The sequence below is a fragment of the Thiohalocapsa sp. ML1 genome, assembly GCF_001469165.1.
In the GTDB taxonomy this organism is placed as follows: domain Bacteria; phylum Pseudomonadota; class Gammaproteobacteria; order Chromatiales; family Chromatiaceae; genus Thiohalocapsa.
On record NZ_JABX01000002.1, the window covers coordinates 36,213 to 54,657 of the forward strand.

Below are 18,445 nucleotides of genomic sequence, written 5' to 3' on the forward strand. Positions count from 1 at the left end.
TACAATCTCGCGGTTTCGCGACGCGGGATGGGCATAAGTTACTGATTCTTAGAAAGTCGGCTCTTTAAGTTAGCGCCATTCGGGTCAGAGCCCTTTTCTCTAATCGTGCAGGGTTAGGGGTCGCGCAGGGATAGGGGTCGCGTCTCACACAAAACGCCGGGGGAAACCGAGCGATTCATAAAAAATTTGCGCCGGAGCCGACCGGGAGGTCGGCTCTCCGGCTCGGCTACGGGCGGGCAAGTGCTTCGCTGCCGAGCCTCCACCGTTCCCGTGCCTCAATGCACCTGGGCGCAGAGCGCCCTTCGAGGGGCGACACCGCTGGAGCGGTGTCGCGAGTGGAACACCCGAAAGGGGCCGATTCGTGACCGGCCTCGTCCTTTTCGCGGCTTTCGGGTCTTTGCGATCACTTGAGCACTGGAGTGTTGACCTCCAGGTCAACGCGGCGACAGCGTGGGATGCGCTGATGTCGTGAAGTGCGGAGCCGACCGCGAGGTCGGCTCTCCGGCCGGGCTCCGACTCGGCTACGGGCAGGCAAGTGCGACGTCGATGCACGGCTGTCGCGAGTGCGGAGCCGACCGGGAGGTCGGCCCTCCGGCCCGCTCAGCAGCGGCGCTCGCCTCGCGACCGGATCAGAGCAGCGAGTAGGAGATCGTCACGCCGGTCATGACGATGGCGACGATGCTCATCAGCTTGATGAGAATATTCAGGCTCGGCCCCGAGGTGTCCTTGAACGGGTCGCCGATGGTGTCGCCGATGACCGAGGCGCGGTGCGCGACGGAGTTCTTGCCGCCGTGGTGGCCGGCCTCAATGTGCTTCTTGGCGTTGTCCCAGGCACCGCCGGCGTTGGACAGGAACACCGCGAGCGCAAAGCCCGTGGAGAGCCCACCCACCAAGAGCCCGATGACCCCGGCGACGCCGAGCAGGAGCCCCACCACCACCGGCGCGGCGATGGCGATGAGCGACGGCAGGACCATCTCCTGCTGCGCGCCGAGGGTGGAAATAGCCACGCAGCGCTCGTAGTCCGGGTCCGCGGTGCCCTTCAGGATGCCCGGGTTCTCGCGGAACTGCCGGCGCACCTCCTCCACCATCTGCTGCGCGGCGCGGCCCACCGCGAGCACGGTGAGCCCGCTGAACGCAAACGCCACCATGGCGCCCAAGAACAGCGACACCAGCACCACCGGGTTCAGCAGTGTGACGTTGTAGAAGGCCATGAACTCCATAAGGCTCGCCTCGGCGGTCGCCACTGACAGGCCGTTGCCCAGCGTGAGCGTCTCGGTGCCGGTGGCGATGAGGTCGATGCGGATCACCTCGATGTAGGACGCGATCAGCGCCAGCGCCGTCAGCGCCGCGGAGCCGATCGCAAAGCCCTTGCCCGTCGCCGCCGTGGTGTTGCCGAGCGCGTCCAGTGCATCGGTGCGCTCGCGCACCTCCGGCCCCAAGCCGCTCATCTCCGCGTTGCCGCCGGCGTTGTCGGCGATGGGACCGTAGGCGTCGCTCGCGAGCGTGATGCCGAGCGTGGAGAGCATGCCCACCGCGGCGATGGCGACGCCGTAGAGGCCCTGGCCCATTTGCGTCACGTCGAAGCCCGCGGCGAACAGAAACGCGAGCAGCGTGCCCACCACCACCGCGATGACGGGCGGTACGGCGGAGAGCATGCCAACGCCGATGCCGGCGATGACCGTGGTGGCGGCGCCGCCCTCGGCGGCGCGGGCGATGGAGCGCGTCGGCCGGTAGGTCGGCGAGGTGAAGTACTCGGTGGAGCGGCCGATGAGGATGCCGGTGATCAGCCCCGTCACCACGGCGCCCCAGATGCCCCAGACATTCTCGATGCCGAGCAGCCAGAGCAGCGGCAGGGACGTGACGACGATGAGCGCGGCGCTGCTGTTGATGCCGCGCGACAGCGCCCCAAGCAGCTCGCGCTGGTCCGCGCCCTCGCGCGTCTTCACCAGATAGACGCCGAATACCGAGAGCAGGATGCCGAGCCCGGCGATGGCGATGGGCGCGATGACGGCCTTGAGCTGCAGCGCGGGATCGGCCACGTAGGCCGCGGCGCCGAGCGCGCAGGCGGCGAGGATCGACCCGCAGTAGGACTCGAACAGGTCCGCGCCCATGCCGGCCACGTCGCCGACGTTGTCGCCGACGTTGTCGGCGATGACCGCCGGGTTGCGGGGGTCGTCCTCCGGGATGCCGGCCTCGACCTTGCCGACGAGGTCGGCGCCGACGTCGGCCGCCTTGGTGTAGATGCCGCCGCCGACCCGCGCGAACAGCGCTTGCAGCGACGCGCCCATGCCGAAGGTGAGCACCGTCGTGGTCACCAGCACCAGCCGGCTGCCGTCCGCGGCGTCGCCGGGCGTGAACCAATTGATGAGCACGAACCAGAGCACGATGTTGGCAAGCCCGAGCCCCACCACCACCAGGCCCATGACGGCGCCGCTGCGGAAGGCGATTTTGAGCGCCTTGCCGAGGGATGTCTGCGCCGCCGCGGTGGTGCGGGTGGAGGCGCGCGTTGCTGTCTGCATGCCGAAGTAGCCGGCGAGCGCCGAGAAGAAGCCGCCGAAGATAAAGGTCACCGGCAGCCAGGGGTTCTGGATGCCGAGCCCGTAGGCAAGGAAGGCGAAGATGGCCGCGACAACCGCGAACACCACGAACATGATCTTGTATTGCTGGCGCAGGTAGGCCATGGAACCGGCGCGCACGTGGCCGCCGATGGTGCGCATCTTCTCGTTGCCCTCGTCCTCCGCCTGCATCTCGCGGAAGAAGCGCCAGGCGAAGATCATTGCGACGAGGGCGGCGATGGGGGCGATCCAGAATACGGGCTCGGTCATATCTTTACCGCGGGATGTGGTCGGGCCTAAAGAAACGTCGACCTGTCGGCGTTTCCGTGTAACGCAGAATGCGCTTGGTCGGTGCCGGCATGCGCCGTTCGGGCGCGCGCCGGCGGCAGGGGTGGGCGCCTCGCGTCCGCACCCCGCCAGCGCCGGTCGCCTTCCGGCACCGGCGGCACCGGGCCTCTGCCCGGCGGCTGTCTCTACCTCAGTGGCTTGCTGCCGCCTCGGACGGGCGGCTTAGTCGATCGGGCACTGCTTAATCGAACCGCGGCTTAGCCGAACGGCCACGTCGAACCGCCTCTTAATCGAACCGCGTCACCTGCGCCGAGCGCCACCAGTCGTAATGCTCCGAGTCGAGCTCTCGGGCGCTCGGGAACGGGTAATACGCAAACTCCAGGTGGTCGCCGACATAGAAGCCGCGCTCCACCATACGGTAGATCACGCCCTGCTTGACCTGCTTTAGCACGAGCTTGCTGTCCTTCGTGTTCTGCCCGAAGTCGAGCAGTACGTCGCGCAGGTGGCTGATGGCGGTGTACGGCAGGTCGTCGGCGTTGCCGCTGCTTGGATTCGTGGACAGATCGCCGAGCTTCAGCTCCGCGAAGGCGATGCGCGGCACGTTCACCGGGTGCTGCGGGTCCGTGATGGAGTTGGCAAAGTCGTGCGGCTCCAGCCGGCTCGCCACCAGCGGGGTCACGGGGCAGAACTCCTGGTACAGGTGCAACGGGTGCTCGCTGTCCGGCGTGTAGTCGCCGCGGCCGAGCTCCAGCGTGCGGCCGTCGCTGGTGACCAGATACAGGTGCCCGAGCGCCGACACGGGCACCTGCGCCAGCACGTTGTAGATGCCGAGGTAGACCGAGGACTTCGGCGCGCCGCTCGGCTGCGTGATGCAGCGCTCATCGGCGAGGTGGTACGGAAAGTCGCCACCGCGGAAGGACGGGTCCACCTCGAAGAACATGGCCTCGCCGTGGGCATGCAGGTGGCGGCCGACGGCGTAGTAGGCGCCGAACGCGGCCGGATCGAGTTGCGAGGCGATCAGCGCCTCCGGGATCAGCGACAGATACAGGCGGTAATCGCTCATCTAAGGGCTCCCCATTGGACGGCGCCGAAGCGTTGTGGGCAGGCCGCCCAAGTTGCGCGAAACGTTAGCGGAAATCCCTGTCCTTTGCAGCAGCGAATTACAGGGAAATACGGTGCGGCCCGCCGGCAAGCTTGGTCATCGATGCCGCGCGGGCTCGCGCTGCGCGCCGAGCCCCGCGGCAGCAAAGCCGCAGGCCGTCAGACGTCGAACAGCCCGAGCTTCTTCGGCACCGGCTTGTTCTCCAGCGTGACGTACTTCGGCAGCCCGTTCTCGTAGGGCGGGTAGTCCTCGCCGGCGATCAGCGGGTACAGGTACTCGCGGCACTTGTCGGTGATGCCGTAGCCGTCCTCGCTGATGAAGTCCGGCGGCATGAACTTCTCGACGTTCGCGACCTGCGACAGCGGCGCCTCGCCCACCTCCCAAACGTACGGGTTAGAGGACTTGCGCACCACCGTCGGCATCACGGCGTTGTGGCCGGCGACGGCGTACTCGACGCCCGCCTTGCCGAGCGCATAGGCCTGCTCGACATCGGACTTGGAGGCCAGGTGCCGCGCCGCGCGCTGCAGGTAATCCGCCACGGCCCAGTGGAACTTGCAGCCGAGCGCCTCCTTGACCATGTTCGCCACCACCGGCGCCGCACCGCCGAGCTGCGCGTGGCCGAAGGCGTCGCGGGTGCCCTGCTCGGCCAGGAAGCGGCCGTCTGGATAATGGCAGCCCTCGGACACCACGACGCTGCAATAGCCGTGCTCCTCGATGCGCGCCTTGACCGCGGCCAGGAACCGATCCAGGTCGAACTCCACCTCCGGGAACAGGGTCACCACCGGGATGCCCTGGTCCGCCACCAGCGCGCCGGCGGCGGCGATCCAACCCGCGTGCCGGCCCATGACCTCCAGCACGAAGAGCTTGGTGCTGGTGGCGCACATGGAGCGCACGTCGAAGCTCGCCTCCAGCGTGGACGTGGCGATGTACTTGGCCACGCTGCCGAAGCCGGGGCAGTTGTCGGTGATGGGCAGATCATTGTCCACCGTCTTTGGAACATGGATGGCCTGCACCGGGAAGCCCATCTTCTCGGACAACTGGCTGACCTTGTAGCAGGTGTCCGCGGAGTCGCCGCCGCCGTTGTAGAAGAAGTAGCCGATGTCGTGGGCCTTGAAGACCTCGATCAGGCGCTCGTACTCGCGCTTGTTGGCTTCCAGGCTTTTCAGCTTGTAGCGGCAGGAGCCGAAGCCGCCGGACGGGGTATGGCGCAGCGCCGCGATGTTCTCGGCGGACTCCTGCCCCGTGTCGATGAGATCTTCGGTGAGCGCGCCGATGATGCCGTTGCGCCCGGCGTAGACGTTGGCGATCTTCTCCGGATGCTGCCGGGCCGTCTCGATGACGCCGCAGGCTGAGGCATTGATCACGGCCGTTACGCCGCCGGACTGGGCGTAAAAGGCGTTCTTCGCGGTCATGGCTGTCCCCTCTCGTGTTCTCCGCTGGCAAAGCGGGTGCTAAATCGATCGTTGAATGCTTGAGCTTGTGCGGGCCGGGTCGGGTCGGGTCGGGTTCGGTCTTCGGCGGTCGCGCGGTCGGCCGCTCGCGCGGTCCGCGTGCGCGTGCACGCCGATGCCAGGCTGCTGACGGGACTTGTGGAAGGCGGCGGCGGGCACATGCTGCGACCGCCCCGGCGCGAAGGCGCAAGCCTACAGAAACGCCGCTCTGCGCGCACGCAATCCCGTTGATGGGCCTATTGGCGTTGTCGATGCCGCGGCGGGTCGGGGCAACCGCCACGACTGCGGCCGCGGCTGGGCGGGTCAGGGCCAGAAGCCCAAGCTGCGCGGGCTGGCCGCGGCGCCGGTCGCGACGCGCACGGCCACGGCCGGGGTCGTCATCGGCTCAGCAGCCGGGCCGGCTCCACCAGCGCGAGAGCCGGCGCTGCAGCACCCGCGACGGCACGCCCTCGTAGTGGGAGACATCGTTGAACACGCGCAGCCGCGCGCGGGTCACGCTCGCGAAGTCCAGGATGGTCAGCGCCGCCGGGCTTTGGTCGAGCCGGTCGCGATAGCCGCGGGCGTCGAAGCCCAGCAGGCTGCTCACCAGGAGCCGGTTGGTGCCCTTGTGCGAGACCACCAGCACGGAACGCTCGGCATGCTGCTCGACGATGCGGCGCATCACCGGCAGCGCCCGGGCCAGCACATGGATGCCGGACTCGCCGCCCGCCGGGGCGATGGTGAGCGGGTCCTCCTGCCAGGGCTCGTACTCGGCGGGATGGTCGCGCTCCACCTCGTCGCGGGTGTGGCCCTCCCAGTGGCCGTAGTCGATCTCGCGCAGGTCGGGCTCCGCCAGCGGCTCCAGGTCGTGGGGCTTGGCAATGATACGCGCGGTCTCCAGCGTGCGGCTCATGGGGCTCGCGTAGACGGCGTCCAGCGTGTCGCAGCGCAGGCGCTCCCCCAGCGCCGCCACCTGCCGGCGGCCCTCCTCGGATAGGGAGACATCGGTGGAGCCCGCGAAGCGATCTTCGGCGGTCAGATCCGTCGCGCCATGGCGGACGAGGTAGATACGGGTGGGCATAGGCTGTTCACTAGATTGCTTGACGGCGCCGAATGCTTGCAGATGAGTCAAGTTTCACGACGACAAGGCGCTCGCAGGCAAAAGGGCCGAGGGCCGAGGGCAAAGGGAGCCCGCCTCGGCCCTTGGCCCTTGTTTCCATGCCCCGACGAGCGGGCTGCGCAAGACTAGGCGCCGTGCCCTGGTCGGTCTGAGGCTCTGCCTCACTGGGCTTGATCGCTCGCTTGCCCGGCAGATGCCGGCGTGTCCGAGCAAGCGCAAGCGGGGAGCCGGCGTCGGCGCGCGGCTTCATCTCTGGGGCGAATCCCGCGGGCTTGCGCCGGGGCAACCGGAAGGCCGATTGTGCCCGTGTACGCGCGGCCCCGCTTTCGGTAAGATGGCGACTCAATCGACAGTGACTTTAGGTTCGCACCTCACCATGAAAGAAGCAGAACAGCAGCTCAATCACGAAATCGGCCAACGCCTGCGCACGGCGCGCATGGCGCGTGGGCTCAGCCTGAACGAGCTCTCCGCGCTCACCAACAAGCTCTACAGCAAGTCGCGCATCAGCAACTACGAGCAGGGCATTCGGCGGCTCAGCGTCGAAGGCGCACAGGCGCTGGCAGAAGCACTCGGCAACGTCTCCGCGGCCTATCTGCTCTGTCTCGACCGCGAGAGCGGGCTGGCCTTGAACGAGCAAGAGCTGAGGCTACTGGAAGCCTTCCGGCGCACGGATGACGACGGCCGGCGCCGGGTGCTGGATTGCGCCGACATCGTCATCAGCGTGCCGGCGGAACCGTCGGACGATTAATCGCCCGCGGCGTCGGGCGACGCCGTCGGGTCACGCTCGCTCGCCGAGCGCCGCGCGCAGCTTCTGCCGGGCGCGGAACAGCCGCGTGCCGACGCCGGCGGACGTGAGCCCGAGGCGCTCTGCAATCTCCTGCTGCGAGAAGCCGTGCAGCACCTGCAGGATCAGCGGCTCGCGGTATTCGGCCGGCAGCGCGCGAATGGCCCGGCGCAACACGAAGGCCTCCGCGGAGGTGTCGTAGGTCTTGCGCGCGGCGCAGATGTCCTCCACCGGCAGCTCGCTCTCGCGCGGCTGGATGCGCTCGAAGCGGCGCGCGTTCTCGCGCCGCACGATGGTCTTGAGCCAGCCCAGCACGGCGGCTGGGTTCTCCAGCCGGTCGAAGGAGCGCCAGGCGCGCAACAGGCTGTCCTGGACCAGGTCCTCAGCGGTGTCGCGATTGCCGGCGAGGCGATAGGCGTACTTGTACAGCGCGGACCGATGGGTGCGCGCCAGCTCGTCGAAGTCGAGGGCGGTTGCGGTTGCGGTGGCGGTTGCAGTTGCGGTTGCAGTTGCAGTTGCGAAGGGTGCAGCGATGGCGGTGGCGGACATGGCGGTCTCCTCGTTCCAGTGATGCTCTACCTCCCTTGAGCAGCCGCCGTGCCAAGCTTTATCTAATTGTTTCTACGTGGCTTTTTAGTATCTCGCGCCAGCAGGTATAACGATCCGTTACAACGTTTCGTGACGACGCCGTCCGCATCCGGGCTCGCCGGCAGACAACCAGCGCTCGCGGCAGGTCGCCAAGACCGGGTAGGTGATCCTCGACGCCGACCAGATCGCGAACCTTCGCGAGCACGAGGCCGTCGACTTGGTGATCATTATTCCGGCCATCGGTTGGTGAGCCCGGCGCAGTCAGGTGCAGCATCGGCAGTGCCAATGCCGCGCTTTGTCGAGCGTGCCGGTGACGACGCGGCGCTGCTGCGCTGGCCTGGCTGCCTGGCGCGGCGCGTCGGCGATGGGGAGCCGCAAGCGGCGAAGGCGCGGCACGACAGCACGCCGGTGAAATAATCCGGCAACCCGCTCGGTCTCTGTTGGCAAGCGCAGATGGCAATCGCCAAACGCGCTCCGGGCTTCGGTGCACCGCACCAGCCAACCACCAGCCAACCACCAGCCAACCAAACTGGAGACCGACCATGACCAAGACCCTCAGCATCGCCCTCGCCGCCGCCCTGTTCACCGCTGGTGCCCAGGCCGCCGACAGCTACCGCCAGTTCACCGCCGGCAATCCGGACATCCACGGCGGAGTGATCAAGTACGAGGGCGTCACCGCCGTGCAGCCGGGCGTCGGCAGCGACTTCGACCGCTACCACGGCCTAGCCGACGGCAACCGGGATCTGTTCTCGGTGGACCTGGATCTGGACCAGGCCCCGTCCGACAACGGCCCGCGCCCGGACATCTACGGCCCCTTCGGCAGGAGCCCCGATATCGGCTATTGAGGGTGACGCAGGCGCTACGGCCCTCAGCACGAGCCCAAGGACGGGCCCCGTCAGCGCAGCAGCAGCGTCGGTATCGTCGCCGAGCGCAGCAGGTCGTCGGTCTTGCTGCCGAACAGCAGGCTGCGCAGCGGCGAGTGGCCATAGGCGCCCATCAACAGCATGCCGATGGCGTGCTCGCGCACGTAGTGGGCGATGACCCGCTCGGTGTCGCCGGGCACCAGCGCCGTGACGATGTCGAATTCGGCCGCCTCCAGCGTACTGCGTGCCCAGTCGATCTGCTTGGCGCTGTCGCGGCGCTGTTGGCCGGACATGAGCACGTGCACCGGCAGGCCCCGGAACAGCGGGCTGCGCGCGACCATCTCGACGCCGCGGCGGGTCATGCTGCCGCCGTCGAAGGCGATCAGCACCCGCTCGGGCTCCTTGAAGTCCGCCGTCACGGCCAGGATCGGGCGGCTCAGCGCGCGCACCATGCGCTCCACGTTGCGGCCCAAGTCGCGCTGGGTGGTCTCGGCGGACTCGCCGCGGCGCCCGAGCACGAACAAGCGCACCTGCGCCTGCTGCTCCACCAGCACCTCTTCGAGGTCGCCATAGCGCTGACGAATGTCCGGTGCCGCGACGCCGGCGCCGAGCGCGCGCTCGCGCAGCGCATTCAGGAACACCCGCCCCTGCTCGCGCACGGCCTTGCTGCGCGCCTCGTCCGCCTCGGACAGCCGCTCCAGCAGCGCCTGCTGGGCGTTGACGCCGATGATGCCGCTGTGGTCGGCGCCGCGCACCGCGCCCGCGTCGCGGTCGATGATGTGCAGCAGCTCCAGCGGCGCCTGCATGCGGCGGGCGGCCCAGGCCGCGGCGTCGGCGACGAAGTCGGCGAAATGCGACTGGTCGACGCAGGCGAGTACCTTTTGTTCGTCTTGCATGGCCGATTCTCCTGTCAGTGGCCCATCAACTGCTCGACGGCATCGGGCTTGTCATGCACGGCGAAGCGGTCCACCAGGGTGCGGCTCGCCTCGTTCAGGCCGACCACCTCTACGTCGGTGCCCTCGCGGCGGAACTTGATCACGACCTTGTCCAGCGCCGTCACCGCGGTGATGTCCCAGAAGTGGGCGCGGCTCACGTCGATGCGCACGCGCTCGATGACCTCCTTGTAGTCGAAGGAGGCGATGAACCGATCCGCGGACGCGAAGAAGACCTGGCCGACCACCTGATAGACGCGCTCGCGGCCCTCCGCGGCCGGCGTCGAGCCGACGTAGAGGATGCGACCCACCTTGTGGGCGAAGAAGAAGCCGGACAGCAGCACGCCCACCAGCACGCCTTGGGCCAAGTCGTGGGTTAGCACCGTCACCGCCACGGTGGCGAGCATGACGACGTTGGCATCGAAGGGGTGCTCGCGCAGGTTGCGGAACGAGGCCCAGTTGAAGGTGCCGATGGAGACCATGATCATCACCGCCACCAGCGCCGCCATCGGGATCTGCGCCACCCAGTCGTTGGCGAACACCACCAGCAGCAGCAGCACCACGCCGGCCACCAGCGTCGACAGCCGCCCACGGCCGCCGGATTTGATGTTGATGACGGTCTGGCCGATCATCGCGCAGCCCGCCATGCCGCCGAAGAAGCCGGTGACGACGTTGGCCGTCCCTTGGCCGACGCATTCGCGGTTCTTGTTGCTTTTGGAGTCGGTCAGATCATCGACGATGGTCGCCGTCATCAAGGACTCCAGCAGGCCGACCACGGCCAGCGTCGCCGAGACCGGGAAGATGATCTGTAAGGTCTCCAGATTCAGCGGGATGTCCGGAATCAGAAACACCGGCAGGGTGTCCGGCATCTGGCCCATGTCGCCGACGGTGCGGATGTCCAGCTCCATGAAGATGGCCGCCGCGGTCAGCGAGACGATGGCCACCAGCGGCGACGGGATCGCCTTGGTCAGATACGGCAACAAATAGATGATGGCCAGGCCCGCCGCCAGCACGCCGTAGACCTGCCAGGTGAGCTGGGCGCCGGTGATCTCCGGCAACTGCGCCATGAAGATCAGGATGGCCAGCGCATTGACGAAGCCGGTAATGACCGAGCGCGAGATGAAGCGCATCAGGTTGCCCAGCCGCAGCCAGCCGGCCAAGATCTGCAGCACGCCGGTCAGCACCGTGGCCGCTAGCAGATACTGCAGGCCGTGCTCGGCGACCAGCCCCACCATCAGCACCGCCATCGCCGCGGTGGCCGCGGAGATCATGCCGGGGCGCCCGCCGGCAAAGGCGGTCACCACGGCGATGCTGAAGGAGGCATAGAGCCCCACCTTCGGGTCCACGCCGGCGATCAGCGAGAAGGCGATCGCCTCCGGGATCAGCGCCAGCGCCACCACCAGGCCGGCGAGCAAGTCGTTGGGAATGTTCGACAGCCAGTCGCGTCGCAGTGATTTCATATCCAGGGGTCCATGAGCGGCCGAGCCGGCGGCAGGCATGCGGCCAAGTCGATACCGCGCGAGGCTCGCTCGCGCGGATAAACGAGGGTGCGGGCAGCGAAAGCGCCGGCAGTGTGCCGGGCAGGCAGCCGGCCGGGGCGGCCGGAGATGGCGCCGGGATGCCGGGCTCGGGCGATAACGTGTCAGGCGCGCAAGTCTAGCGGCAAGGGCTGGCAGATGAAACCCGGCTGCGGGCGTCGATTTCGATAGCGCTGTCGATTTCGCTAGCGATGGCCCAGCGTCGGGTTCCGCCGACGCGTCGCGTCGCTGCATGCCCGGCCCGCCTATAATCCGTGCTTTCGCCTGGAGCCGCCGTGCCCAAGCTCGCCGCAGCCATCGCCAAGGTGGGAAGCACCACGCTGTTGTCGCGGGTGCTGGGTTTTGTCCGCGATCTGCTGATTGCGCGGCTGTTCGGCGCGGATGCGGCCACCGACGCCTTCTTCGTCGCCTTCAAGGTGCCGAACCTGCTCAGGCGGCTGTTTGCGGAGGGGGCCTTTGCGATGGCGCTAGTGCCGGTGCTCCAGCAGTATCGGGAGGCCGGCGACGCGGCGGCGCTGAGGGGCTTCCTGGACCGCGCCGCCGGCACGCTGGCGCTGGTGCTGTTTGCCGTGACCGCGCTCGGCGTGCTCGCAGCGCCGGTGCTAGTGCTGGCGTTTGCGCCGGGGTTCCTGGCGGATGCCGAGACGCACGAACTGGCCGCCGCCATGCTGCGGCTCACGTTGCCGTATCTGTTCTTCATCGGGCTCACGGCCTTCGCCGGCGGCATCCTCAACACCTACGAGCGCTTCGGCGTGCCGGCCTTCACGCCGGTACTGTTGAATCTGGTGCTCATCGGCTGCGCGCTTATGCTCGCGCCGCGGCTTGCGGAGCCGGTGATGGCGCTGGCCTGGGGCGTGCTGCTCGCCGGGGTCGCGCAGCTCGCGTTTCAGCTACCCTTTCTGGCCAGGCTCAAACTGCTGCCGCGGCTTCGGCTCGGCTTTCGCGACCCCGGCGTGCGGCGCATCGGTCGGCTCATGGGGCCCGCACTGTTCGGCGTGTCCGTCGCGCAACTGAGCCTGCTGATCGACACGCTGCTCGCGTCCTTTCTCGCCACGGGCAGCATCTCCTGGCTCTACTATTCGGACCGGCTCGTCGAGTTTCCGCTTGGTGTGCTCGGTGCCGCGCTCGGCACCGTGATCCTGCCGCGCTTGGCGCAGCGCAGCGGCAGCCACACCCGCGCCGAGTTCTCCGCGACGCTGGACTGGGCGCTGCGCTGGGTGCTGCTGCTCGGCCTGCCGGCGAGCCTGGGCCTGATGCTGCTCGCCGGGCCGGTGCTGGCGAGCCTGTTCCTATCCGGCGCCTTCGGCCCGGACGACGTGGCGATGGCCCGGCAGAGCCTGGTTGCGTACTCGGCCGGGCTGGTCGGATTCATGGCCATCAAGGTGCTGGCACCGGGCTTCTACGCCCGGCAGGACATGCGCACGCCGGTGCGCATCGCGCTGGTGGCGATGCTCGCGAACCTGGTGCTGAGCCTGGCACTCATGTTCCCGTTCGGCCACGGCGGGCTTGCGCTCGCGACCTCGCTCGCGGCGCTCCTGAACAGCGCGCTGCTGCTCGCCGGGCTGCTGCAAAGTCGCGTCTACCGGCCGCTCGCGGGCTGGCGGCTGCTCTTGCTGCGCGCGCTCGCGGCGAACCTGGCGATGGGCTTGCTGCTCTGGTGGCTCGCCGGCGACCTCTCGGCTTGGCTGGCGCCGGACGCGGACGGGCTGCTGCTGCGCCTTGCGGGGCTGATCGGTGCCGGTGCGCTCGCTTACGTGGCGACGCTCGCGCTGCTGGGCTTGAGGCCGAAGCACCTTAAAGAGCCGGGGGCCGCCGGGGCGGGTTAGGAGGCCCGGGTACGCCGACTTCAGTCGGCAACCCGGAGCGAGCGAACTTTTCTCTCGTGCCGAGGCTCTGCCTCGGCACGCCTCTTCGCGGCTCTGCCGCCTTGGGCCGCGCACGGGCGGCAGAGCCGCCGGACGCGGTGCCGAGGCGGAGCCTCGGCACCAGTTGGAAACCGTCGCAGACCGTTGCGTCGTCGTCCTGAATCCGATGACGACAACGACAACGACAACGACGAGTCGAGCGTGCGTGCCTTCCTTCAGGCCCGACACATCTATAATCCGCGGCTTCGCCAGCCGGCACCTATATTCCACGAGCCTGGGGCGCGATGCGACTCATTCGGGGCCAGCACAACCTGCGCGAGACCGACCGCGGCGCGGTCGCGACCATCGGCAACTTCGATGGCGTGCACTTGGGTCATCGCGCCGTCTTCCAGCGCCTCTTGCAGCGCGGGCGGGAGCTGGGGCTGCCGGCCACGGTGATCACGTTCGAGCCGCAGCCGCTTGAGGTCTTCCAGCCCGACGCGGCGCCGGCGCGGCTCACGCGCCTGCGCGAGAAGCTCGCCGCGATCCGCGCCGACGGCATCGACCGGGTCATGGTGCTGGAGTTCGGCCCCAAGCTCGCGGCGATGCCGGCGGATGCCTTCATCGACGACATCTTGGTGCACGGGCTCGGCGTGCGCTTTCTGCTGGTGGGGGACGACTTCCGCTTCGGCCGCAACCGCGGCGGCGACTACGCGCTGCTGCGCACGCGGGGCGCCGAGCGTGGCTTCGAGGTGGAGAACCTGCACACCATCACCCACGGCGCGGAGCGCATCAGCAGCACCCGCGTGCGCGACGCGCTCGCCCGCGGCGACCTGGCGCAGGCAGACCACCTGCTCGGGCGCCGCTACGCCATGCGCGGGCGCGTGGCGCACGGCGACAAGCGCGGGCGCAGCATCGGCTTCCCGACCGCAAACCTGCCGCTGCACCGCCGCGCGAGCCCGCTCTGCGGCGTCTACGCCGTCACGGTGCGCGACCTCGACGGCGGGCGGCTGCCCGGCGCGCGACCGGCGGCCTGGCGCGGCACCTGGCCCACGCTCTGGCCCGGCGTCGCAAACATCGGCTCACGGCCGACCGTGGACGGGCAGGACATGCGCCTGGAGGTACATCTGTTCGACTACGCGGGCGACCTCTACGGCGCCCACCTGGAGGTGGAATTCCGCCTCAAGCTGCGCGAGGAGATGCGCTTTCCGTCCTTCGATGCGCTGAAGGAGCAGATCGGCCGCGATGCCGCCGCGGCGCGGAGCTTTCTCGGCATCGACTGAACCGGCGACGCGCGCCGTGCCGAGCCCGCCGCCGAACGGCGCCGTCGCGGCTGCGTCACGGGCTTGTCCCGCGCCGACCGCTGCGCCTACAATCCAAGGCCGCGCGGGTGTAGTTCAATGGTAGAACCTCAGCTTCCCAAGCTGATGGCGTGGGTTCGATTCCCATCACCCGCTCCACCTCCCCCGCCGCCATGCAGCGACTCTATCAGGCCGGCAACCGCATCGAGGCGCAGCTGCTGAGCGACTTCCTCGGCCGGCAACGCATCGACAACAGCATCCTCGGCGACTATCTCGCGGGCGCCGTCGGCGAGCTGCCGGCGGACATCTACCCGAGCGTCTGGATCCTGCACGACGCGGACCTGCCCCGCGCCCGGACCCTGCTGCAGGGCTTCCTGGACGACCATCGCCGGGACGACGCCGCCTCCTGGGTCTGCCGCGGCTGCGGCGAGCTGGTGGACGGCAGCTTCGACCTCTGCTGGCGCTGCGGCGGCGAGCACCCATGAGCATGCCCCGCGGAGCCCGCATGGCCCTGATTATCGTCGCCGTCGTCCTGCTCTCCCTGACGGCCCTGCTGGCCGCGGCGCCGCTCTTGGTGGATCGCGACGCGCTGCTGCGCCGCGTGGAGGCCGAGATCGGCGCCGCGAGCGGGCTTGCCGTGCGCATCGACAGCGTGCGGGAGCTCAGGCTGCTGCCGACGCCGCGGGCCGTGCTCGGGCCGCTCGCGGTGCTGCCGCCGGCCGGCGCCGGGCCGGCGCTGCTCACCGCGGACAGCCTCGCGCTCGACCTCGACCTGCCGGCGCTCCTGTTCGCCCGCGCCGAGCCTGTGGCGCTGCACCTCGCCGGCATCGACGCCGACCTGGCACCGCCGCCGGCCGCCGCCCTGCCGCTCTGGCTCGCCGCGCTGCGCCCGCCCGCGCTGGCGGTGCGGGGCGGCGAGCTGCGCCAGGAGTATCCGCCCGACGCCCGGCCGCTCGCCTGGCCGCTGTTCGCGACATCGAGCCGTTGGCGCCCGGCGGCGGACAGCGGGCCGCTGCGTGTCCACGCGACCCTGCCGCTGACGGCGCTGTCCGAGCCCGCAGGCACGCTGACGCTCGACGCGGAGCTCGCGACGACAACGCTGCCGGCGCTCAGCATCGCGCCGCTCCGGCTCGCCGGTGCCGGGATCGCGCTCGGCGAGCTCGCCGGCCTCGACTTCGCGCTCTCTGCCGAGGGCGTGCAGCGCGAGGCGGCCGGCGGCTGGCGGATCGAAACGCTGCTGCTCGACGCGGACGGGCTCAAGCTCAGCGGCACCGCACTCATCGGCAGCGAGCGAGCCGCCGACGGCACCGTCGTGCCGCAGGCCCGGGGCCGGCTCGCACTGGCGCCGATGGACCTGCGCGCCTGGCTCGGCCGGCACTGGCGCGCGCCGCTGCCGGGGCTGGCCGGGAGCTTGCGCTGCGTCGGCGCCGACGCCGAGCTCGTGCTCGACGGCGACCTGCTCGCCATCGCGCCGCTCCAGCTCCAGCTCGACGACGGCCGCGCCGCGGCGGCGGCGACGGTGCAGCTCGCGGCGCCGCCGCGCGTGGCGCTCGCGCTGCATCTCGGCGGACTCGACCTCGACGCCTATCTCGCGCCGCCGCCGCCCGGACAGCCGCCCGCCGAGCCAATCGCGCCGCCCGCGGCCTGTGCGGCGGCGGACCCGGCGAGCTTCCCGCAAGCCCCCGTGCCGCCGGTGCCGCCCGAGCCGGACATCGACCTGCTGATCGACTTGGCGGCCGACGGCCTGCGCGCCGGCGGACTCGGCTATGGCGCCGTCACCGGCACGCTCACGCAGCGCGGCACGCACACGAGCGCCGATGTCGCCGCTGGCGCCTTCTACGGCGGCACGCTACGGCTCCGCGGTGAGCAGGCGGTCTACGCCGGTGTGCCGCCGCGCCAGACGCTGCGGGCAGCAGCCGACGCGGTGGATTTGGCCGCGCTGCTGGCCGATCTTCAGGGCGTCGCGCCGGTCACGGGCAGCGCGGACCTGCGCGCGGAGCTCGCCGCCGCCGGCGCGGACCTGCCGGCAATCCGCCGGGACCTGTCCGGCACGCTGCGCGCGGAGGTGCGCGACGGGCGCGTGGCGGCGGTGGACCGCGCGGTGCAGCAGTTCGGCCCGCTGCTCGCCACCGTCGGGCTGCCGGTCAGCACCGATCTCGCCGACTTCTCCCGGCTCCAGCTCAGCGCCACGGGGGAAAACGGCGTCTTTCGGAGCAACGACATCGACGGCCGCGCGCGGCTGTTGCAGCTCGGCGGCACGGGCGAGCTCGATGTCGTCACGGAGAACGTCACGGCGGAGCTCGCCGCGACGCTGGTGCAGCCGGCGGACGGCCCGGACCTGAAGGGGCTGGACGGCATCCAAGTGCCGATCAGCGTCGCCGGACCGGTGGCGGCGCCCAAGGTCGACGCCGATGTCGCCCCGGCCGTCACCGAGGCCGCGCGCCGCACCGCCCGCCGCCACCTGGAGGGCGACGACAACCTGTTCCGCCAACTGGAGGACGCCACCGGCGTCGAGGGGCTGGAACGCGGGCTGCGCGGGCTCTTTGGGCTGTAGCCGCAGCCGGCGATTTCCGCAGCGCCCCCTCCCGCCCCCCCGGTGCACAAAGCCGCCACGCCCGCGGACCTGCTCGCCGCCCTGCCCGTCGCGCACTGGCAGCCGCCGGACTTCGCCCGCGCCCTCCTCGCCTGGTTCGACAGGCACGGCCGCAAGGACCTGCCCTGGCAGCGCCCGGCGACGCCGTACCGCGTCTGGATCTCGGAGATCATGCTCCAGCAGACCCAAGTCGCCGTGGTCATCCCGTACTTCGAGCGCTTCATGGCGCGCTTCCCGGACATCGCCGCACTCGCCGCGGCACCGCAGGACGCGGTGCTGCATCTGTGGTCCGGGCTCGGCTACTACGCCCGCGCGCGCAACCTGCACGGCGCCGCGCAGCTCGTCGTGGCGCACCACGGCGGCGAGTTGCCGGCGGACCTTACCGCGCTCACGGCGCTGCCCGGCATCGGCCGCTCCACCGCGGGCGCGATCCGCTCCCTGGGCCATGGCGAGCGCGCGGCGATCCTGGACGGCAACTGCAAGCGGGTGCTCGCGCGCTGCTTCGCGGTGCCGGGCTGGCCCGGGCGGAATGATGTCTTGACGACGCTCTGGCAACACGCGGAGGCGCTGACGCCGGCCGCCCGCGTCGGCGACTACAACCAGGCGATGATGGACCTGGGCGCCACGCTCTGCACCCGCGGCGCTCCGGCCTGCGGTCGCTGCCCGGTGGCCGTGCACTGCCTCGCGCTGCACCAGGGCGCCGTAACGGCCTATCCGGCGCCAAAGCCCAAGCGCGAGCACCCGGTGCGCCGCACCTGCCTCGCGCTCGCGTTGGCGCCGGACGGCCGGCTGCTGCTGGAGCGCCGACCGCCCGCGGGCATCTGGGGCGGGCTCTGGGTGCCGCCGGCGCTGGCCGAAGCGGACTCGGCGGCGGCGCCGCGGCTGACGGAGCTGGCCGCCGATTGGTGCCGGCAGCGGCTCGGCGCGGATCTCGCGCGCCTTGAAATGCTGCCGCCCCGCAGGCATTCATTCACGCACTTTCATCTCGATATCGACGCGGCCCTGCTGCACCTCGCCGCCCCGCCCGCCCTGCTCGCCGACCAACCGGACGCCACCTGGATCGCACCGCACGCGCCGGGCAGCCTCGGCCTGCCGGCGCCCATCGGCCGACTCTTGGACGAGGTCGCGGCACTGCTCACAAGGCCGGGTCCGCGCATAGAACCCCACGACAACGGAGAAACCCCATGACGCGAATGGTCAACTGCGTAAAGCTCGGCCAAGAGGCCGAAGGCCTGCCCCGCCAGCCCTATCCCGGCGAGCTCGGCAAGCGCGTATTCGACAACGTCTCGAAGCAGGCCTGGGCCGATTGGCTCAAGCACCAGACCATGCTCATCAACGAGAACCGCCTGAGCCCCATGGACCCGAAGGCGCGCAAGTTCTTGGAAGAGCAGATGGACAAGTACTTCTTCGGCGAAGGCGCGGCGATGCCTGAGGGCTACGTGCCGCCGAAGAGCTGAAGACCGTAAAAGCAGGAAGACTGACCGCCCAGGCCCGGGATATGTCTCGG

At 69.9% G+C, this 18,445-nt stretch carries 16 protein-coding genes and 1 tRNA gene; 10 read left to right on the plus strand and 7 right to left on the minus strand.

All coding sequences use genetic code 11. The features are described from left to right. Window positions 1-629 precede the first annotated feature (629 nt). The 4 genes from ML01_RS01460 to ML01_RS01475 all read right to left on the minus strand — a co-directional run bounded on the left by ML01_RS01460 (window position 630) and on the right by ML01_RS01475 (window position 6,456). Window positions 630-2,825 carry a sodium-translocating pyrophosphatase gene (locus tag ML01_RS01460; protein ID WP_058553624.1) on the minus strand — a complete coding sequence of 732 codons (2,196 nt, stop codon included), beginning with the start codon at window positions 2,823-2,825 and terminating at the stop codon, window positions 630-632. Between the two features lie 304 nt (window positions 2,826-3,129). Further along, window positions 3,130-3,906, minus strand: coding sequence for a hypothetical protein (locus ML01_RS01465; protein ID WP_058553625.1), 777 nt, complete (start codon window positions 3,904-3,906; stop codon window positions 3,130-3,132). 197 nt (window positions 3,907-4,103) lie between these two features. After that, entirely contained in the window at window positions 4,104-5,357 is a 1,254-nt protein-coding gene (locus tag ML01_RS01470; protein WP_058553626.1) for a 6-phosphofructokinase, read from the minus strand. 424 nt (window positions 5,358-5,781) lie between these two features. Further along, window positions 5,782-6,456, minus strand: a complete 675-nt coding sequence (locus ML01_RS01475) for a histidine phosphatase family protein (RefSeq protein ID WP_058553627.1) — start codon at window positions 6,454-6,456, stop codon at window positions 5,782-5,784. Window positions 6,457-6,871: 415 nt separating this feature from the next. Between ML01_RS01475 and ML01_RS01480 the strand changes: the two genes are divergently transcribed. Continuing rightward, a complete protein-coding gene (locus ML01_RS01480) occupies window positions 6,872-7,243 on the plus strand; it encodes a helix-turn-helix domain-containing protein (protein WP_058553628.1) in 372 nt (123 codons plus the stop codon). A 30-nt stretch (window positions 7,244-7,273) separates the two neighbouring features. On the opposite strand, the gene ML01_RS01485 is transcribed toward ML01_RS01480, so the two are convergent. Further along, complete coding sequence (locus ML01_RS01485) at window positions 7,274-7,828, minus strand: sigma-70 family RNA polymerase sigma factor (protein WP_082673845.1); 555 nt, start codon at window positions 7,826-7,828, stop codon at window positions 7,274-7,276. Window positions 7,829-8,152: 324 nt separating this feature from the next. Here ML01_RS01485 and ML01_RS30955 point away from each other — a divergent pair, with 324 nt between their 5' ends. Both ML01_RS30955 and ML01_RS01490 read left to right on the plus strand, forming a co-directional pair. Continuing rightward, window positions 8,153-8,284: a hypothetical protein gene (locus ML01_RS30955; RefSeq protein WP_256363606.1), complete on the plus strand. Its 132-nt coding sequence runs from the start codon at window positions 8,153-8,155 to the stop codon at window positions 8,282-8,284. Window positions 8,285-8,409: 125 nt separating this feature from the next. Then, the gene (locus ML01_RS01490; protein ID WP_058553629.1) at window positions 8,410-8,712 is read left to right on the plus strand and encodes a hypothetical protein; all 303 of its coding nucleotides are present in this window, start codon (window positions 8,410-8,412) and stop codon (window positions 8,710-8,712) included. Window positions 8,713-8,762: 50 nt separating this feature from the next. Here the strand turns inward: ML01_RS01490 and ML01_RS01495 are convergent, their stop codons facing one another. After that, the gene (locus ML01_RS01495) at window positions 8,763-9,626 is read right to left on the minus strand and encodes a universal stress protein (protein WP_058553630.1); all 864 of its coding nucleotides are present in this window, start codon (window positions 9,624-9,626) and stop codon (window positions 8,763-8,765) included. Between the two features lie 14 nt (window positions 9,627-9,640). Continuing rightward, window positions 9,641-11,122 (minus strand): SulP family inorganic anion transporter, encoded by a 1,482-nt coding sequence (locus ML01_RS01500; RefSeq protein WP_058553631.1) that lies wholly within the window; start codon window positions 11,120-11,122, stop codon window positions 9,641-9,643. A gap of 353 nt (window positions 11,123-11,475) precedes the next feature. Between ML01_RS01500 and murJ the strand changes: the two genes are divergently transcribed. From murJ to ML01_RS01535, 7 genes are all read left to right on the plus strand, one after another. Beyond that, complete coding sequence (gene murJ / locus ML01_RS01505) at window positions 11,476-13,026, plus strand: murein biosynthesis integral membrane protein MurJ (protein WP_058553632.1); 1,551 nt, start codon at window positions 11,476-11,478, stop codon at window positions 13,024-13,026. Between the two features lie 323 nt (window positions 13,027-13,349). Further along, window positions 13,350-14,327 carry a bifunctional riboflavin kinase/FAD synthetase gene (gene ribF / locus ML01_RS01510; RefSeq protein WP_058553633.1) on the plus strand — a complete coding sequence of 326 codons (978 nt, stop codon included), beginning with the start codon at window positions 13,350-13,352 and terminating at the stop codon, window positions 14,325-14,327. A 103-nt stretch (window positions 14,328-14,430) separates the two neighbouring features. Next, window positions 14,431-14,504 (plus strand) — tRNA-Gly (locus tag ML01_RS01515). A gap of 14 nt (window positions 14,505-14,518) precedes the next feature. Then, window positions 14,519-14,830, plus strand: coding sequence for a DUF2007 domain-containing protein (locus tag ML01_RS01520; RefSeq protein ID WP_058553634.1), 312 nt, complete (start codon window positions 14,519-14,521; stop codon window positions 14,828-14,830). A gap of 20 nt (window positions 14,831-14,850) precedes the next feature. Further along, complete coding sequence (locus ML01_RS01525; RefSeq protein ID WP_058553635.1) at window positions 14,851-16,899, plus strand: AsmA-like C-terminal region-containing protein; 2,049 nt, start codon at window positions 14,851-14,853, stop codon at window positions 16,897-16,899. 42 nt (window positions 16,900-16,941) lie between these two features. Then, the gene (gene mutY, locus ML01_RS01530; RefSeq protein ID WP_371258170.1) at window positions 16,942-18,126 is read left to right on the plus strand and encodes an A/G-specific adenine glycosylase; all 1,185 of its coding nucleotides are present in this window, start codon (window positions 16,942-16,944) and stop codon (window positions 18,124-18,126) included. Continuing rightward, the gene (locus ML01_RS01535) at window positions 18,123-18,395 is read left to right on the plus strand and encodes an oxidative damage protection protein (RefSeq protein ID WP_058553636.1); all 273 of its coding nucleotides are present in this window, start codon (window positions 18,123-18,125) and stop codon (window positions 18,393-18,395) included. The genes mutY and ML01_RS01535 overlap by 4 nt, the downstream gene beginning before the upstream one ends. Window positions 18,396-18,445: the final 50 nt, after the last annotated feature.

Excerpts from the sequence above, each read along its gene's own strand:
- ML01_RS01495 (WP_058553630.1), bottom strand. The coding sequence starts at position 9,626 with ATGCAAGACGAACAAAAGGTACTCGCCTGCGTCGACCAGTCGCATTTC.
- ribF (WP_058553633.1), top strand. The coding sequence starts at position 13,350 with ATGCGACTCATTCGGGGCCAGCACAACCTGCGCGAGACCGACCGCGGC.
- ML01_RS01465 (WP_058553625.1), bottom strand. The coding sequence starts at position 3,906 with ATGAGCGATTACCGCCTGTATCTGTCGCTGATCCCGGAGGCGCTGATC.
- ML01_RS01470 (WP_058553626.1), bottom strand. The coding sequence starts at position 5,357 with ATGACCGCGAAGAACGCCTTTTACGCCCAGTCCGGCGGCGTAACGGCC.
- ML01_RS01525 (WP_058553635.1), top strand. The coding sequence starts at position 14,851 with ATGGCCCTGATTATCGTCGCCGTCGTCCTGCTCTCCCTGACGGCCCTG.
- ML01_RS01490 (WP_058553629.1), top strand. The coding sequence starts at position 8,410 with ATGACCAAGACCCTCAGCATCGCCCTCGCCGCCGCCCTGTTCACCGCT.
- ML01_RS01475 (WP_058553627.1), bottom strand. The coding sequence starts at position 6,456 with ATGCCCACCCGTATCTACCTCGTCCGCCATGGCGCGACGGATCTGACC.
- ML01_RS01500 (WP_058553631.1), bottom strand. The coding sequence starts at position 11,122 with ATGAAATCACTGCGACGCGACTGGCTGTCGAACATTCCCAACGACTTG.
- ML01_RS01535 (WP_058553636.1), top strand. The coding sequence starts at position 18,123 with ATGACGCGAATGGTCAACTGCGTAAAGCTCGGCCAAGAGGCCGAAGGC.
- ML01_RS30955 (WP_256363606.1), top strand. The coding sequence starts at position 8,153 with ATGCCGCGCTTTGTCGAGCGTGCCGGTGACGACGCGGCGCTGCTGCGC.
- ML01_RS01485 (WP_082673845.1), bottom strand. The coding sequence starts at position 7,828 with ATGTCCGCCACCGCCATCGCTGCACCCTTCGCAACTGCAACTGCAACC.
- ML01_RS01460 (WP_058553624.1), bottom strand. The coding sequence starts at position 2,825 with ATGACCGAGCCCGTATTCTGGATCGCCCCCATCGCCGCCCTCGTCGCA.
- ML01_RS01480 (WP_058553628.1), top strand. The coding sequence starts at position 6,872 with ATGAAAGAAGCAGAACAGCAGCTCAATCACGAAATCGGCCAACGCCTG.
- ML01_RS01520 (WP_058553634.1), top strand. The coding sequence starts at position 14,519 with ATGCAGCGACTCTATCAGGCCGGCAACCGCATCGAGGCGCAGCTGCTG.